The sequence below is a fragment of the Streptomyces sp. BJ20 genome, from assembly GCF_022869105.1.
In the GTDB taxonomy this organism is placed as follows: Bacteria; Actinomycetota; Actinomycetes; order Streptomycetales; family Streptomycetaceae; genus Streptomyces; species Streptomyces griseoincarnatus.
The window spans coordinates 847,872-863,849 of sequence record NZ_CP094918.1; the positions used below are offsets into that span (position 1 = coordinate 847,872).

Annotated in this window: 16 protein-coding genes; 9 read left to right on the forward strand and 7 right to left on the reverse strand. The window is 73.5% G+C overall.

Translation table 11 applies throughout. The annotated features are described in order from the left end of the window. Positions 1-10: 10 nt before the first annotated feature. Entirely contained in the window at positions 11-1,234 is a 1,224-nt protein-coding gene (locus MTR79_RS04030; RefSeq protein WP_244789195.1) for an FAD-dependent monooxygenase, read from the forward strand. On the opposite strand, the gene MTR79_RS04035 is transcribed toward MTR79_RS04030, so the two are convergent. The 7 genes from MTR79_RS04035 to MTR79_RS04065 form a co-directional block, all read right to left on the reverse strand. Continuing rightward, entirely contained in the window at positions 1,177-1,869 is a 693-nt protein-coding gene (locus MTR79_RS04035) for a response regulator transcription factor (protein ID WP_086704315.1), read from the reverse strand. The two genes, MTR79_RS04030 and MTR79_RS04035, sit on opposite strands and share 58 nt — an antisense overlap. A gap of 136 nt (positions 1,870-2,005) precedes the next feature. Then, entirely contained in the window at positions 2,006-3,220 is a 1,215-nt protein-coding gene (locus tag MTR79_RS04040) for a sensor histidine kinase (protein WP_244789196.1), read from the reverse strand. A gap of 365 nt (positions 3,221-3,585) precedes the next feature. Beyond that, entirely contained in the window at positions 3,586-4,365 is a 780-nt protein-coding gene (locus MTR79_RS04045) for a succinate dehydrogenase iron-sulfur subunit (protein WP_048460819.1), read from the reverse strand. After that, positions 4,365-6,119, reverse strand: coding sequence for a succinate dehydrogenase flavoprotein subunit (gene sdhA / locus MTR79_RS04050; RefSeq protein ID WP_086704312.1), 1,755 nt, complete (start codon positions 6,117-6,119; stop codon positions 4,365-4,367). Before sdhA ends, MTR79_RS04045 begins: the two co-directional genes overlap by 1 nt. A 108-nt stretch (positions 6,120-6,227) precedes the next feature. Next, the gene (locus MTR79_RS04055; protein ID WP_048460817.1) at positions 6,228-6,710 is read right to left on the reverse strand and encodes a succinate dehydrogenase hydrophobic membrane anchor subunit; all 483 of its coding nucleotides are present in this window, start codon (positions 6,708-6,710) and stop codon (positions 6,228-6,230) included. Between the two features lie 5 nt (positions 6,711-6,715). Next, positions 6,716-7,096: a succinate dehydrogenase, cytochrome b556 subunit gene (gene sdhC / locus MTR79_RS04060; protein ID WP_078895343.1), complete on the reverse strand. Its 381-nt coding sequence runs from the start codon at positions 7,094-7,096 to the stop codon at positions 6,716-6,718. Positions 7,097-7,359: 263 nt separating this feature from the next. After that, the gene (locus MTR79_RS04065) at positions 7,360-7,965 is read right to left on the reverse strand and encodes a 2-oxo-4-hydroxy-4-carboxy-5-ureidoimidazoline decarboxylase (RefSeq protein ID WP_244789197.1); all 606 of its coding nucleotides are present in this window, start codon (positions 7,963-7,965) and stop codon (positions 7,360-7,362) included. A gap of 209 nt (positions 7,966-8,174) precedes the next feature. On the opposite strand from MTR79_RS04065, the gene MTR79_RS04070 reads away from it, so the two are divergent. The 8 genes from MTR79_RS04070 to MTR79_RS04105 all read left to right on the forward strand — a co-directional run bounded on the left by MTR79_RS04070 (position 8,175) and on the right by MTR79_RS04105 (position 15,880). Next, a complete protein-coding gene (locus MTR79_RS04070) occupies positions 8,175-9,725 on the forward strand; it encodes a glycoside hydrolase family 20 protein (RefSeq protein ID WP_244793053.1) in 1,551 nt (516 codons plus the stop codon). A 111-nt stretch (positions 9,726-9,836) separates the two neighbouring features. Next, on the forward strand, positions 9,837-10,343 hold the full coding sequence (locus MTR79_RS04075) for a hypothetical protein (protein WP_048460813.1): 507 nt from the start codon (positions 9,837-9,839) through the stop codon (positions 10,341-10,343). Between the two features lie 107 nt (positions 10,344-10,450). Beyond that, positions 10,451-11,029 (forward strand): hypothetical protein, encoded by a 579-nt coding sequence (locus MTR79_RS04080; RefSeq protein ID WP_086704306.1) that lies wholly within the window; start codon positions 10,451-10,453, stop codon positions 11,027-11,029. Between the two features lie 149 nt (positions 11,030-11,178). Then, positions 11,179-11,574 carry a hypothetical protein gene (locus MTR79_RS04085; protein ID WP_175449547.1) on the forward strand — a complete coding sequence of 132 codons (396 nt, stop codon included), beginning with the start codon at positions 11,179-11,181 and terminating at the stop codon, positions 11,572-11,574. A 208-nt stretch (positions 11,575-11,782) separates the two neighbouring features. Next, a complete protein-coding gene (locus tag MTR79_RS04090; RefSeq protein ID WP_244789198.1) occupies positions 11,783-12,400 on the forward strand; it encodes an RNA polymerase sigma factor in 618 nt (205 codons plus the stop codon). 304 nt (positions 12,401-12,704) lie between these two features. Beyond that, the gene (locus MTR79_RS04095) at positions 12,705-13,514 is read left to right on the forward strand and encodes a hypothetical protein (RefSeq protein ID WP_244789199.1); all 810 of its coding nucleotides are present in this window, start codon (positions 12,705-12,707) and stop codon (positions 13,512-13,514) included. A gap of 573 nt (positions 13,515-14,087) precedes the next feature. Further along, positions 14,088-14,762: an RNA polymerase sigma factor gene (locus MTR79_RS04100; RefSeq protein WP_086705293.1), complete on the forward strand. Its 675-nt coding sequence runs from the start codon at positions 14,088-14,090 to the stop codon at positions 14,760-14,762. Next, the gene (locus MTR79_RS04105; RefSeq protein WP_189365833.1) at positions 14,762-15,880 is read left to right on the forward strand and encodes a hypothetical protein; all 1,119 of its coding nucleotides are present in this window, start codon (positions 14,762-14,764) and stop codon (positions 15,878-15,880) included. The genes MTR79_RS04100 and MTR79_RS04105 overlap by 1 nt, the downstream gene beginning before the upstream one ends. The last annotated feature ends 98 nt before the right edge of the window (positions 15,881-15,978 follow it).

Sequence of the window (15,978 nt, forward strand, 5' to 3'; positions counted from 1 at the left end):
GAACCCGCTCATGACCACCCCGCGCACCGTCCTGATCTCCGGAGCCAGCGTCTCCGGACCCGCCCTCGCGTACTGGCTCCACCGGGCCGGGTTCGCGGTCACCGTGGTGGAGAAGGCCGGCGCCCTGCGCGGCGGCGGCTACCCCGTCGACATCCGCGGCACGGCGACCGAGGTGGTCCGGCGGATGGGCCTGTGGCCGCGGCTGCGCCAGGCGCACGTCGGCCCCCGGCGCGCCACCTTCCTCGACGCCGCCGGCCGCACCGTCGCCACACTCCGGGCCCCGGCCGACGAGGGCGAGCCCCGCGATCTGGAGATACGGCGGGGCGACCTCGCCGACGCCCTGTACGGGCTGGTCCGTGACGACGTGGAGTTCCTCTTCGGCGACTCCGTCTCCCGCTTCGAACCGGCCGGGCACGGCGTGGACGTCACCTTCCGCAGCGGGCGCCAGGGCACGTACGACCTGGTGATCGGCGCGGACGGCATGCACTCGGCCACCCGCGCCGCCCTGTTCGGGCCCGAGGAACGCCACCACCGCTATCTCGGCCACTGCTTCGCCCTCTTCACCCTGCCGAACCCCGCGCACCTCCACCGCGAACTGGTGCTGTGGAACACCCCGGGGAAGGCCGCCGCCCTCTACGCCACCGGCGACGGCCCCGAAGTGCACGGCTTCCTCACCTTCCACCGCCCGGAACCACCGCTCGGCGTCCTCCGCGACCCGGACGCCCAGCGCGCCCTGGTGGCCGGGGTGTTCGCGGGGGAGGGCTGGGAGATCCCGCGCATGGTGGCGGCCGTGCGCGACACCGACGACCTGTTCTTCGACACGGCCGGACAGATCCGCATGCCCCGCTGGACGCACGGCCGCGCCGCCCTCGTCGGCGACGCCGCGTACGCCCCGTCCTTCCTCACCGGGCAGGGCACCAGCCTCGCGCTGTCCGGCGCCTACGTGCTCGCCCACGCCCTGGCCGCCCACCGGGACCACACGGCGGCCTTCGCCGCCTACGAGCACCGTATGCGCCCCTACGTGACGGCCAACCAGGCGCTCGTCGACGAGGGCGGCGCCACGCTCTTCCCCGTCACGGCCCAGGCCCTGGAAGAGCGCGACGCGCGGCTGCGCACCCTCGACACACTGCCCTCCGCGCGGCCCCGCCCGGCCCACACCGCCCTGACCCTGCCCGACTACGAGGGGCGTCCGGCCTCGTCCTCCGGGGTGACCCGCGCCAGGCCGGTCCGGTAGGCGATGACGACGAGCTGCGCGCGGTCGCGGGCCTCCAGCTTCGTCATCGCGCGCTGCACATGGGCGCGCACGGTGAACGGGCTGAGGACCATCCGCTCGGCGATCTCCTGGTTGGACAGGCCGGTCGCCACCAGCGCCACCATCTCGCGCTCGCGCGGGGTGAGCACGGCCAGCCGGCCGGCGTCCTGCGACGGGGTGCCGGCCGGCGCGGCCAGGAACCGGGCTACCAGGGAGCGGGTCGCGGCCGGGGACAGCAGCGTCTCGCCCTCGGCGACCGTCCGCACCGCGTCCGCCAGGTCCTCGGCGCCGATGCCCTTCCCCACGAAGCCGGCGGCGCCCGCGCGCAGCGCCCGCGCCACGTTCTCGTCCGTCTCGTACGTGGTGAGGATCAGCACGCGGGTGGCCCGCAGGTCCGGGTCCGCGCAGATCTCCGTGGTGGCGGCGAGACCGTCCGCCTCCGGCATGCGGATGTCCATCACCACGACGTCCGGGCGCAGTTCGCGGGTCAGCCGCACCGCCTCCCGGCCGTCGCCGGCCTCGCCCACCACGGTGATGTCCTCGGTGCTCTCCAGCAGCAGCCGGAACGCGCCGCGCAGCAGCGCCTGGTCGTCGGCGAGCAGCACTCTCAGCGTCATGCGGTCCGTCCTTCGTCCGCAGCGGTCGTCTCACCGTCCGCCGCCGGGTCGCGTAGGGGCAGGAGGTGCCCGTGCGGCCGCGGTGCGCGGGCCGGCCGCACCGCCCCCCGGCCGTCGGCGGGCGGCACTGCCGGCGTCATGCGGTCCGTCCTTCCTCGTCGGTCGTCGCCGGTTCCCGTACGGGCGGCAGGGGCAGCCGGGCGGTCACCAGGAAGCCCCCCTCCGGGCGCGGGCCCGCCGTCAGCTCCCCGCCCACCGCGGCGGCGCGCTCCCGCATGCCGATCAGCCCGTACCCGGGCGGCCGGTCCGACAGGGCGGGCGGCCCGGCCGCAGCGCCCCCGTCGTCGGAGACGGTGACGGTGAGCCGCCCGCCGCCCCAGTCGAGTCCCACCCGGGCACCACGGCCCGCCGCGTGCTTGGTCACGTTGGTCAGAGCCTCCTGCACGATCCGGTACGCCGTGAGGTCCACGCCCGGCGGCAGCGCCCGCGCCGCGCCCTCCTCACGCACCGACACCTCCAGCCCGGCCCGCCGGAAGGACTCCAGCAGGTCCGGCAGCCGGTCCAGCCCGGGCGCGGGCCCGTCGGGCGCGGCCGTGTCCCCGGTCTGCCGCAACAACCCGACCGTGGCGCGCAGTTCGTCCAGGGCGTGCCCGGTGGTCTCGACGAGTTCGCGCAGGCTCACGCGGGTCTGCTCCGGGCGGCTGTCGAAGAAGTGGGCGGCGACCGTGGCCTGCGCGTTGGCCAGCGTGATCTGGTGCGCCACCAGGTCGTGCAGCTCACGGGCGATCCGCACCCGCTCCTCCGCGACCCGCCGCCGCGCCTCCAGCTCCCTGCTCTCCTCGGCCCGCCGCGCCCGCTCCTCCACGGCCGCGAGATACGCCCGCCGGGTCCGCACCGCGTGCCCGATCAGCCCCGCCAGCAGCGGCGCCGCCACCACCGTCCCCATCCGGCTCGCGTCCCGCCAGGAGAGGTCGGCGGCCAGCGGACCGGACCCGGCCAGCAGCGTCACGGCTGCCAGCGTCACGGCGCCCGCCGCACGCCGTTCGCCGGGCACGTGCAGCGTGCAGGCGTAGGCGGCGACGAGGGCGGGTGCGATCACGAGCGGACTCAGCAACAGGCCGAGAGGCTGGGCGGCGACACCGGCCGCGGTGGTGAAGGCCAGCACAGCCAGGGGACGCCGGTGCCGCGCGGGCAGCACGGCGCAGGACACCAGCGCGAGCAGCCAGGAGGCCGGCGGCGGCGCGGTGAGCGTGTCCTCGACCCGCACGGTCCCCCCGAGCAGACAGACCACGAACGCGGCCGCGACGACCGCCCCTTCCCGCCACCGGCGGGTGCCGGTAGGCGTCACCACCGGGTTCACCGCGGGCCCGCCGGGAGCCGCGCCGGGACGCACCGGACCGGTGCCTCACCCGCGACGTCCGGACCTGGCAGCACGCGGCCCAGGATAGGGGGCGGCCACCGGAGCGCGAAGGCGCCGGGGGCGGGGGAGCGTGTCAGGCACGGACCGGATCGCATGCTTCCCACCCTCCGGTCCCGCCGCCGGCCGGGCATCGTCCCGCGGTGCCGTCCCCTCTGGTGCACGGGCACCGGACGGGCGCACGGCCTGGTGCGGACGCACTACACGCGGGCAGTGGCGCCCGCACGCGGTCACCGCGAACGCCCGAGGGCCCGTCTCCGGATCGGAGACGGGCCCTCGGGGTGGTACGGCGCCGTGCCTCAGTAGCGGCGCGTGATGAGCGCGCGCTTCACCTCGGCGATCGCCTTGGTGACCTCGATACCGCGCGGGCATGCGTCCGTGCAGTTGAACGTGGTGCGGCAACGCCACACGCCGTCCTTGTCGTTGAGGATCTCCAGGCGCTGCTCGCCGGCCTCGTCACGCGAGTCGAAGATGAAGCGGTGCGCGTTGACGATCGCGGCCGGGCCGAAGTACTGGCCGTCGTTCCAGAACACCGGGCACGACGAGGTGCACGCGGCGCACAGGATGCACTTGGTCGTGTCGTCGAAGCGCTCACGGTCCTCGGCGGACTGGAGCCGCTCACGCGTCGGCTCGTTGGTGTCCTTCGTGATCAGGAAGGGCATCACGTCCCGGTACGCCTGGAAGAACGGCTCCATGTCCACGACCAGGTCCTTGAGGACCGTCAGGCCCTTGATGGCCTCGACCGTGATCGGCTTCTCGGGGTTGATGTCCTTGATCAGCGTCTTGCACGCCAGGCGGTTCTTGCCGTTGATCCGCATGGCGTCGGAGCCGCAGATGCCGTGGGCGCAGGAACGGCGGAAGGTCAGGGTGCCGTCCAGATCCCACTTGATCTTGTGCAGCGCGTCGAGGACACGCTCCTTGGGGTCGATCTCCAGCTGGAAGTCTTCCCAGGTCGCCTCCGCGGAGATCTCCGGGTTGAACCGGCGGATCCGCAGGGTGACGGTGATGTAGGGGGAGTCGGCGAAGCCGGGCTCGGGGGAGCCGGCCGCGTCCGCCTTGTCCAGTACGGGGGTAGCCATCAGTACTTACGCTCCATCGGCTGGTAGCGGGTCTGGACGACCGGCTTGTAGTCCAGACGGACGGTCTCGGTGCCGTCGGCGCCGACCTCGCGGTACGCCATCGTGTGGCGCATGAAGTTGACGTCGTCGCGGTTCGGGTAGTCCTCGCGGTAGTGACCGCCGCGGGACTCCTTGCGGGCCAGCGCGGACACGGCCATGACCTCGGCCAGGTCCAGCAGGTTGCCCAGCTCGACGGCCTCCAGCAGGTCGGTGTTGAACCGCTTGCCCTTGTCCTGGATGGCGACGTTCTTGTAGCGCTCGCGCAGCTCGGCGATCTTCTCGACCGCCGTCTTGATGGTCTGCTCGGTGCGGAACACCATGACGTTCGCGTCCATGGTCTCCTGCAGCTCGCGGCGCAGCTCGGCCACCCGCTCGTTGCCGGTGGAGGACCGCAGCCGCTCGATCTGGCCGACCACGAGGGACTCCGGGTTTTCCGGCAGCTCGACGAAGTCCGCGGTCTGCGCGTACTCCGCCGCCGCGATGCCGGCCCGCTTGCCGAACACGTTGATGTCCAGCAGCGAGTTGGTGCCCAGACGGTTGGCGCCGTGCACCGACACGCAGGCCACCTCGCCGGCCGCGTACAGACCGGGGACGACCGTGGTGTTGTCCGCGAGGACCTCACCCTTGACGTTGGTGGGGATGCCGCCCATCGCATAGTGCGCGGTGGGCTGGATCGGGATCGGGTCCGTGTAGGGCTCGATGCCGAGGTAGGTCCGCGCGAACTCCGTGATGTCGGGCAGCTTGGCGTCCAGCTGCTCCGGCGGGAGGTGCGTGAGGTCCAGGTAGACGTGGTCGCCCTCGGGACCGCAGCCGCGGCCCTCGCGGATCTCCGTGTAGATGGAGCGGGAGACGACGTCGCGCGAGGCGAGGTCCTTCATGACGGGCGCGTACTTCTCCATGAAGCGCTCGCCGTCCTTGTTGCGCAGGATGCCGCCCTCACCGCGGGCGCCCTCCGTGAGCAGGATGCCCATGCGCCAGATGCCGGTCGGGTGGAACTGGAAGAACTCCATGTCCTCCAGCGGCAGACCCCGGCGGTACACGGCGGCCTGGCCGTCACCGGTCAGCGTGTGCGCGTTCGACGTCACCTTGAAGAACTTGCCGGTGCCGCCGGACGCGTAGATCACGGACTTCGCCTGGAAGACGTGGATCTCGCCGGTCGCCAGCTCGTACGCCACGACGCCGGACGACTTCTTGACGCCGTCGACCTCGGTGATCAGCTGGTCCAGGACGTAGAACTCGTTGAAGAACTCCACGCCCTCCTTGACGCAGTTCTGGTACAGCGTCTGGAGGATCATGTGGCCGGTGCGGTCCGCGGCGTAGCAGGACCGGCGGACCGGGGCCTCGCCGTGGTTGCGGGAGTGGCCGCCGAAGCGGCGCTGGTCGATGGTGCCGTTCGGGGTGCGGTTGAACGGCAGGCCCATCTTCTCCAGGTCGAGGACGGAGTCGATGGCCTCCTTCGCCAGGATCTCGGCGGCGTCCTGGTCGACCAGGTAGTCACCGCCCTTGACCGTGTCGAAGGTGTGCCACTCCCAGTTGTCCTCCTCCACGTTGGCCAGCGCGGCGGCCATGCCGCCCTGCGCGGCGCCCGTGTGGGAGCGGGTGGGGTAGAGCTTGGTCAGCACGGCGGTGCGGCTGCGCTTCGTCGACTCGATGGCGGCGCGCATACCGGCGCCACCGGCGCCGACGATGACTGTGTCGTACTTGTGGATCTTCACTGATCTCGCCTCACTGCGGGGCTTTGTCGGAGACGGTGGTGCGAGCATCCGCCGGGGGTCCGGGGGTTGTCCTCCGGGAAATGCAGCATGATTCTCGCAGCCCCGTGCCTAGCGGATGTTCGGGTCGAAGGTGAAGATCACCAGCGTGCCCAGCAGGATGGTGAACACCGTGGCCGTGTAGAGCAGGCCCTTCAGCCACAGGCGGGTGTTCGGCCGCTCGGCGTAGTCGTTGATGACCGTGCGCAGGCCGTTGGCGCCGTGCAGCATCGCCAGCCACAGCATCGCCAGGTCCCAGACCTGCCAGAAGGGGCTCGCCCAGCGGCCCGCCACGAAGGCGAAGCCGATCTTGGAGACACCGCCGTCCAGCACCAGCTGGATCAGCAGGTGGCCGATGACCAGCACGACCAGGACGACACCGGACAGGCGCATGAACAGCCACGCGGCCAGCTCGAAGTTGCCGCGGGTGCTCTTCGGGGTCTTCTTGGTCCGCTTGCGCGGCGGCTCGATGACCGGCGCCGGGTTGTCGACGGAGTACAGCGAGGCGCCTTCGACGGGGCCGACGCCCGAGGCGGAGGTTTCAGTCGTGGACATCTGCGTCAGCTCCCGAACAGTTCACGAGCGGCGTGGCCGAGGACGGGGTAGATCGCCCCGAGCATCAGCACGATCCACACGGCGACGACGGTCCAGAGCATCTGCTTCTGGTACCGGGCGCCCTTGATCCAGAAGTCGACGGCGATGACACGCAGGCCGTTGAGCGCGTGGAAGAGGATGGCGGCGACGAGGCCGTACTCCAGCAGCGCGACGATCGGCGTCTTGTACGTGGCCACGACGTCGTCGTAGGCCTGCGGGGACACCCGCACGAGAGCGGTGTCCAGCACGTGAACGAACAGGAAGAAGAAGATGAGGACGCCGGTGACTCGGTGAGCCACCCAGGACCACATTCCTTCCCGGCCGCGGTACAGCGTTCCAGCCGGCACGGAAATTTCCTCCGGGAGCGGGGATTGGGGCCGCGCCGGCTTTCCTTGTCGGTCGGGCCCGGCCGGGTACGGTCCACCGGCCCCCAGCATGGTAGCGACGGTTGCCTGCGGCGCTTACGGGGGGCCTGCCGGTGTGATCAAACTTGCACCCGAAAAGGGGGCCTGTGGTGTGGACGCGGCCACGGATATGGGGTGTTTGCGGTCATTTGCCGGGTGCGGTGGTGTGGGGGCTGCTCGCGCTCACGCGGCGGAGTCGCACATCCTCACAGCCCCGCGCCCCTGAGGGTGTTGGTCAGGCGCTCCCTGGCGAGCAGGCGGAGTTGGTCCCTGGTGGTCTGGTGCTCGTCCTCGGGATCGTTCGCCAATCGTGACCGGATGTTCTCCAGGACGCGGTCGAGGACCTCGTCCTCGGGGACGCCGTCCAGGCAGAGGACGAAGACGTGGCCGAACTTGGCCTCGTAGGCCGCGTGGGCGGCGTTCAGGGCGGTGTGGGCGGCCGAGTAGGTGTCCTCGGGGAGCGAGGGCAGGCGCTCGGAGGCCAGGGATTCGGCGATCTCCTCCGGGGAGAGGTCGTACGCCGCCTCGTCCGCGGCTGCCAGGAGGGACGCCGTGTCGGGGTAGGGGCGGTGGCCGGCCAGCAGGCGGGCCCAGCGGGGGCTGTGCAGGCAGGACAGCAGGACGCGTTCGGCGTCCGGCCCGGGAGCGTCGTTGAACCACTCCAGCGGGGGCGGCGTTCCGGGCGTGCCGCGGGACTGTTCGGGTATGGCGACTCGGCCGGGGAGCTCTGGGAGTCGGTGCGCAGGCAGCGTGGCTCCTCGTGGGCGTCGCGTGAGTGTCGTTGGCGGATGCTGTGAGAGTTGTGACGTCACGTTATCGAGTGAGTCCGAGACGTGTCCGATCGGTACCCCCATTTCACCCGGACGGCAGAGTTTGAGAACGGCATGTGGACGCTTCTCACCCGAACGGGTCGTACGTTGGCAGGGTGAGTCGGCACAGGCACCACAGGCAGCACGGTCAGCGCAGGCGCGGTCCCGGCGCGGAGGCGACGGCGAGGCGGCGGAGGGTCACCGCCGTCGCGGTGGCCGTGGGGGCGGTGGTGGTGGCCTCCGGCGTGGGCCTCGGCCTGTGGGCCTCGAACGACGACGGCGGTCCGGCGGCCGCCCCCTCCTCGCCGTCGCCTACGCCGAGCCCCACCCGCAGCTACCCGCTGTCCGAGGCGCCCCGGACCATACCCGCCGTGCGCGAGCACACCGCGGAGCGCGGCCCCGGCTGGCGGCCCGTCCCGGGGCACCGGGTGGTCGTGTCCGACCCGGCGCTCGCCGACGAGGGCCGGCTGACCGCGAGGGAGCTGGGCCTGACGTACGCGGGGGAGAAGGACGACGAGCGGCCCGGCGACGTGCGCCTGGAGCTGAACCGCGACTCCGGCGCCGACCCGGAGTCGTACGCCCTGACCGTGCGCGGCGGGCGGGTCACCGTCAGCGGGCCGGGGGAGGCGGGCGTCTTCTACGGCACCCGCACCCTCAAGCAGGAGATACGCGGGGCCGGCGCCGCCCCCGAGGGCGTGGTGCGCGACGAACCTGCCAAGCCGCGGCGCGGCATGATGCTGGACATCGCGCGCAAGCACTACGACGCCGGCTGGATCGAGGACCGCGTCCGCGAGCTGGGCGACCTGAAGTACAACGAGATCGGTCTGCACTTCTCCGACGACCAGGGCTTCCGCATCGCGTCCGACTCGCATCCGGAGATCGTGTCCGAGGACCACCTCACCAAGGCGCAGGTCCGGAAGATCGTCGAGCTCGCGGAGAGCCGGCACATCACCGTCGTCCCCGAGATCGACTCGCCCGGCCACCTCGGCGCCGTCATCGACGCCCACCCCGACCTCCAGCTGCGCACGGCGAACGGGGAGGCGGTGCGCGGCGCCATCGACATCGCGAACCCGGAGTCCGCCCGGATCGTCGACGACCTGCTGGACGAGTACGCCGGCCTCTTCCCCGGCGACCGGTGGCACCTCGGCGGTGACGAGTACCAGGCCCTCGTCGTCCCCGACCCCGAGGCGACCTTCCCCGGACTCGCCACCGCGGCCCGCGAGAAGTACGGCTCCGGCGCCACCGTCGAGGACCTCACCACCGGCTGGCTCAACGACCGCGCCGCCACCGTCCGCGCCCACGACCGCGTCCCCCGCGCCTGGAACGACGGCTTCTTCTCCGGCGGGTCCGTCCAGGCCGACGAGGACATCCGGGTCGCCTACTGGACCGGCAAGGAGATCGGTGCGCGCAAGCCCGCCGAGTACCTGGCCGAGGGCCGCGAGGTGATCAACTACAACGACGAGTTCCTCTACTACGTCCTCGGCGAGCCGCTCACCTTCGTCTACCCGACCGGCGAGCGCATCTACGAGCAGTGGACCCCGCGGGTGCTGCGCGGCACCGAGCCCGTCCCCGCCCGGTACGACCGGCAGATCCTCGGCGGCTCCTTCGCCGTCTGGGGCGACCTGCCCCGCTCCCAGACCCAGGAGCAGGTCGCGGCCGGCATCCGGATGCCGTTGCGGGCCCTCTCCCAGAAACTGTGGGACGCGGACGAACCCACGCTGTCCTGGGCGGAGTTCCGCATCCTGGCGGGCCGGCTCGGCTGACGGATTGCCGCGAACGCCTGCGAACCCCCGTACGGCTGTGGTGGTGTTCTGGGCGAGCCGACGGCTCGGCACGCCGGGCCGGGAACCGACATGCGGGGGGAACACCGGCACATGGGCTACTGGGGTTATTTCGTCGTGGGCCGCGCGGAGCGGCCGCTGACAGGACTGGACGCGCTGGCCGGTGCGGCCGGGGAGCTGACCCTGCGCACGGAGGCCCCGGACGGCTGGCAGGTGTGGGAACTGCCGGGCCGCGAGGGCGAGCTGGGCAGCATGAAGGAACTGGCGAAGGAGACGGGTGCGCCCGCGCTGTTCGGCTACGTGATGGCCGGCGAGTGCGTGGCCGTGGAGGCCGCGTCCCCCGAGAGCGGGGTGTGGACGGCCTGCCTCGGCCGGGACGCGATGGCCGGGTACCTCGACGGACGTCAGGAGGGCCTCACCGTCGACGACTACTTCCTGGAACCGGCCGACGCCGCCGAGCGGGCCGTCTTCTGGGCCGAGGAGGCCGGGCGCGAGGTCGCCGCCGAGGACGTCCTGGAAGTGCTGACCGCCGACCCCGGGCCGATGGCCGAAAACGGTTTCTTCCGGCTGCTCGACCGGTTGCGCGTGGTGCCCGAGTGACACTCCCGGCTTGTCGCACGCAGTAAGGGGAAATGCGGGCTCCGTGAGGGACGACGCCCGTCAAGGCCTCATCAGGGGGCCTGCGGAACCCGCAGAGGGAGGCGTGGATGAGCCTGGAGGAACTGATCGCACAGGCCGACGAGCGCGGACTGGCCGTCAGCGGGGTGGCTTGTTTGGATCGGTGCGTGCCGCTGCTGGGCGGTGACGACGAGGCGCTGCGGCCGCTGTGGGGCACCCTCGCCGGGGGTCCCTCCGACGGCGACTGGGGCGAGGTGCTCCAGCAGACGCGCGAAAAGCTGGACGCGGCGGCGGGCGAAGCCGCGGGCGGCGGCGCCGGCGAGGCGGCGGAGCTGGCGCGGGGCATGCTCGCCACCGCCCCGCTGGACCGGTCCGGGACGGCGCTGCGGCAGTGGGCCGACGGGTGCTCGGCCGGCGCGCTGCGGATCCACCTGCTGCTGGACGGCGGCGGCGACGCCGAGGTCACCGACCTGACGGCCGCCCGCCGTGAGGGCCGCACGGACGGGCTGTCGCCGCTGCTCGCCGCCGAACTGCGGCGGCAGACCGCCGTCCTGGAACTCGTCGCCGCCCACGGAGCGGCCGGCCTGCGCAGCGCGCTGGAGGTGTCCACGGAGGGGCGCCGGGTGCTGCGCGCGGCGGTCTCGCGCCGCAGCCGACGGGATGCCTGAGAGCCCTCTCGGGACCCGGGTCCGGGACATACGGCGAGGGCCCTGTGAGCGTCCTGGGGCGGTCGTGCACCCGTTGTGGGGAACCGCGGGATCGGGGTGACGAAACGCTTCGCCGCAGCGCTCTCCAGAGTGTGACGACTGCGACGACTGTGACGACACAGCAGGAGACCAGGCCCTCGGCGGCGACGAAGCCGGTCCGCTGGGCGGCGGACGCGGTGGCGGCGATGCGCGAGGGGGCACGGCTGCGCCTCGACTACTCGGCGCGCAGTCTGTGGAGCGTCGACCGGATGATCGAGGACATCCGCCGCGAGTCTGCCCCGTACGCCGCCGTGGAGCTGGTGCTGCGGGGCTTCGGGGCCTACGCGGGCGAGGTGATCGTGCGCCAGGCCGGCGGCGAGTGGTGGGCCTCCGGCGGCGACCACTGGGTCCGCACTCCCGACGGCCGCCTCTGGGACCCCATCGACGAGGCCCGCCGCTGCTACACCCAGGACGGCTCACTCCGGCTCCTGTGCCGGGACGCGACGACGGGGGCGCGGCCGGACTGAGCCCCGCCGGGCCGGCCTCCAAGGGTCTCCGGGGGTGTCCCGGGGTGGTGTGTCGCCGTGGCGTGTGGGGGCCGTGAGAGGCCTGGGACGTGGGTTGACCTGTGACACTTTGGCCGCCCCGCACGCTGAGGTCGCTGGGGGGTGTGGCACGGCGGACGTGCACACGTCATGCGAGGCGCATCGCGCTCGGTACGGACGAGGACGGTTCTTGGGCCACGGAGGGGAATCCCGCCGCACGCAGGCGTTCGACGGGGAACTGGGTGACGCCGTCGCGCGCGCCCAGCAGGGCGACGAGGCTGCGTTCGCCGTGGCCTACCGGCTCGTGCAGCCCGGACTCCTCGCGTACGTCCGGGGACTGGTGGGCGCAGACGCCGAGGACGTGATGTCCGACGCCTGGCTGGAGATCGCCCGTGACCTCGGCCGGTTCAAGGGCGACGGCGCCGGCTTCCGCGGCTGGACGGCCACCATCGCCCGGCACCGCGCCCTGGACCATCTGCGCCGCCAGCGCGTACGCCCCCGCGCGTCCGCACTGGAGCAGGACGTCCTGGAGCTGCCCGCCCCGCACAGCACGCACGATCAGGCGATGGAGGCCATGTCCACCGAGCAGGCCCTCGCCCTCGTGGGCGGGCTGTCCCGGGACCAGGCGGAGGCGGTGCTGCTGCGCGTCGTCGTGGGTCTCGACGGGCCCGCCGCCGCCCGCGTGCTCGGCAAGCGGCCGGGCGCCGTGCGGACGGCCGCGCACCGGGGTCTGCGGCGCCTGGCGCGGCAGCTCGAGGCCGACGGTGTGACGGATGAGGCGCCCAGGACGCTGGGTGAGTCGACGTGACCGTGGGCCGGAACGGCGGTCGCGCCGCACGGCGGGGCCTTGGCGGCCGCTGCGGCGGCTGAACGGGCCGGGCGGACGGAACGTATCCGTTTGTCCGGGACCCGCACGGCACCCCGCTGGTGGGAGGGGGTGCGCACCGTCCGTCGAGCCGGGGCCGCGGGGCCGCGGGGCCGACGGACGGAACCGGACAGGCCGGGCAGGCCGGACACGATCGAGCAGGGACGGAAACGGCATGGGTGAACGGCAGAGCGACGGCGGGCGGGCCGGCCGCCGGCGTGTGCGCCCAGAGCGTTCCGTGTGCCCCGTGGGCGTGCCGGCCGCGGCCGGGCGTGCCGCACCCGTCTCCGTCGAGGGGCCGGCCGGTGACACGGCCCGGCTGGAGGCGCTGCTCGTCGCCGCCCTGGTGCGTGACGGCGTGGACGCCGGGGCCGAGCAGCGGGCCGTCGCCGCGTTCGTGGCCGCCCGGGAGGCGGGGGCGCATGGCGCGCGCACCCGCCGCCGGGACGACTGGCGGGCCTCTCGACGGCGGTTCGGCGGGCGGTCGCTGCGGGCGACGCTGGGAGCCCTGGTCGCCGGCTGTGCCCTCAGCGGGGTGGCCTGGGCCGGGATCCAGGCGGCGGGAACGCCGGGCGGAGGGCGGTCCGAGGACACCGGGCCGACCCGTACGCCGTCCGCGAGCTCGGCGCCTGCCGTACCGGACGTATCCGGAACCTCCGGTGCCGGTGAGGCCCCGGGGGTGTCGGCATCGGCGTCCGCCGCGGAGTCGGCGCGGGACGGCGCGCGGCACGGCTCGGGGCCGGCGGAGGCCGCGGGGGACGTCGAGGCGCAGTGCCGGGCGTACGAGCGGGCCGCCGGTCGGGGGCGGGCGCCGGACGCGCCGGTCTGGGAGCGGCTGGTCGCCGCTGCGGGGGGCGCGGCGCGGGTCGACGCGTACTGCGCGGGGCGCGCCGGGGGCGCCTTGCCCACGGCTTCCGCGCCGGCGCCGGCGAGTGTTCCTCCCGTGGCGAGGGGTGAAGCGGGTGCCGGCCGCCCCACGGGGGAGGCGGCCGGCACCGGATCCTCTGGCGAGGGCAAGGGGAGGGGTGAAGGCGAGGGGGCCGGGCGGAAGCCCTGAGGGCCGACGTGGGTCATGTGGACTCGGGTGTTCGCGCCGACCGGCGCTCGCCGGTGCCGTCGCGCCCACCCTCCCCCACTCCCGGCTTCGCTCGAGCGGGGGCTCCGTCGCCCCAAGCGGCACGCATGCCCCGCAGCCGCGGATGCCTCAGGGGCGCGGGGAACCGCGCGGCCAGCCACGGACCGCCCGCACCCGGCGCTCACGGGGTGCCGCCCGCTTCCACCCCTGCTGCCCCGAGTGGAACGTCTTCGCGGAGACGGCCGGGGCCGCCACCCCCCACAGGAGAGGCCCCGGCCGTCGCGCGGTACGGGCCGCGCGCGACCCGTATCTTCTACAGCGCCGGGCATGCGTTTTCTGTCACACGTCCCGTGTCACGGGTTAGTTGCATCTTGTACGGTCATGGACGGGGAGCGGTTTCAGGTCGTAACGTGCCTTTCGCGCCAGGCCGCGGGAGACAAACGACCACAACCTCCGCGAGCGGCCTTGAGACCGCAACGACCGATTGAGCAATGACAACGGCGAGCAACCCGGCCCGCGAGAGCGGCGCCGGCTTAGGCGCAGAAGGGCGCACGCGTGCTGGGGGACGACGCGGAGCTGACCGCCGCGGTGCGCGCGGCACAGGACGGGGACGAGACCGCGTTCCGGACCGTGTACCGCGCCGTGCATCCGCGGCTGCTCGGGTACGTCCGGACACTGGTCGGCGAGCCCGACGCCGAGGACGTCACGTCCGAGGCCTGGCTGCAGATAGCCCGTGACCTGGAGCGGTTCTCCGGCGACGCGGACCGCTTCCGCGGCTGGGCCGCCCGTATCGCCCGCAACCGCGCGCTCGACCACATCCGCATGCGCGGCCGCCGCCCGGCGATAGGCGGCGACGAGACCGAGCTGACCGGGCGGCCCGCCGAGTCCGACACGGCCGGCGAGGCGATCGAGGCGCTCGCCACCGACGATGCCTTCACCCTGATCTCCCGGCTGCCGCAGGACCAGGCGGAGGCCGTCGTCCTGCGCGTGGTCGTCGGCCTCGACGCCAAGACGGCCGCGCAGACCCTGGGCAAGCGCCCCGGCGCCGTACGGACGGCCGCGCACCGCGGCCTGCGCCGGCTCGCCGAACTGCTCGGCGACGATCCGGACGGCCATCCGGAATCCGCGGGTGTGCTCGACGCCCTGCCACCCCAAAGAGAACCACGCCGTCGTACGGTGACGTCCGCGAGTGTGACGCAGTTGCGAGCGCGGACGCAGAAGGACTTGTGATGGCCGATGAGCGGTACAGGTGGCTGGACGCGGAGGCGGCGGAGCGCCTGCTGAGCGGTGAGTCACCCCGGGCTGCCGATCCACCCGCCGGTGACCAGGCCGAACAACTCGCCGGAGTACTCCGCGCGCTTTCCGCGCCTCCGCCGACGGCCGAAGGCGAACTCCCCGGGGAGGCGGCCGCGCTGGCCGCCTTCCGCGCGTCGAGGGACGGACGGACAGGGCAGGCCGACTCGGCCCCGCACACCGGTCACGGCACCGGCACCGGGGACTCCGACGTCGGCCTGATCCGTCTCGGCGCTCCGCGCACCGGCCGTAACGGAACGCCCGGCGGAGCCCGCGGACCGCGTCCCGCCCGGCTCATGCTGGCCGCCGCGCTGGTCGCCGGCATGGTCGGCGGCACCGCCGTGCTCGCCGGGACCGGGCTGCTGCGCACACCCTTCGACGACTCCCGCTCCGGCCCCGCGGGCGCCGCCACGGCCACGCACCCCCAGCGTCCGCTGATCTCCCCGCCCGCCCAGGGCGCCACTCCGGACGACCGTCACCAGGGCGACGCCGCCGACGAGGGCCGTGACGGCGCCCAGGGCGGCGAGGACCCCGGCCGCACACCCGCGGCCCCGGCGCCCGGCGACGGCAAGGCCGCCCACGGCGCCCGCTGGAAGCTCGTCGTCTCCGCGTGCCGGTCCTGGCACCAGGGCCGGCCGGTGAACGGCGAACGCCGTCGCGTCCTGCACGAGGCGGCCGGCGGCGCCTCCCGCGTCGCCGCGTACTGCCGCGGCGTCACCGCCGAGGAAGGCGCCGGCACCAAGGACGGCACGGCGGACAAGGGCGACAAGGGCGCCGGGGGCGGTATGCACGACGCCGAGACACGCCTCGACGGTGACGAGGGCGAGCCGCAGAACACCCTCCCCGGCCAGGGCGCCGGCCGCCCGGACACCGGCGACGAAGGTGAGGGCAAGGGCAACAACGGCAACGGGAAGGGCAACGGGAACGGCGGCGGTCGCGGCCCCAGCGGCTCCGACGCCGACGACCACCCTGCCAAGGGCCAGGGCAACGGGAACGGCAAGGGAAGCAACGGGAACGGAAACGGCAACGGCAACGGAAACGGCAAGCGGGACTAGGGGGAGAGGCCGAGAACCCACAGGCTTCCGGACTCCTCTGACCTGCGCAGACGCCCACGCGCCCCGCGAACGTACCGACCGGTGTGACACTTCCGGCC

Bases quoted from the DNA above. Each gene is read 5' to 3' on its own strand.
- MTR79_RS04080 (WP_086704306.1), top strand. From the start codon at position 10,451: ATGAGCCTGGAGGAACTGATCGCACAGGCCGACGAGCGCGGACTGGCC.
- MTR79_RS04075 (WP_048460813.1), top strand. From the start codon at position 9,837: ATGGGCTACTGGGGTTATTTCGTCGTGGGCCGCGCGGAGCGGCCGCTG.
- MTR79_RS04035 (WP_086704315.1), bottom strand. From the start codon at position 1,869: ATGACGCTGAGAGTGCTGCTCGCCGACGACCAGGCGCTGCTGCGCGGC.
- MTR79_RS04105 (WP_189365833.1), top strand. From the start codon at position 14,762: ATGGCCGATGAGCGGTACAGGTGGCTGGACGCGGAGGCGGCGGAGCGC.
- MTR79_RS04030 (WP_244789195.1), top strand. From the start codon at position 11: ATGACCACCCCGCGCACCGTCCTGATCTCCGGAGCCAGCGTCTCCGGA.
- MTR79_RS04045 (WP_048460819.1), bottom strand. From the start codon at position 4,365: ATGGCTACCCCCGTACTGGACAAGGCGGACGCGGCCGGCTCCCCCGAG.
- MTR79_RS04055 (WP_048460817.1), bottom strand. From the start codon at position 6,710: ATGTCCACGACTGAAACCTCCGCCTCGGGCGTCGGCCCCGTCGAAGGC.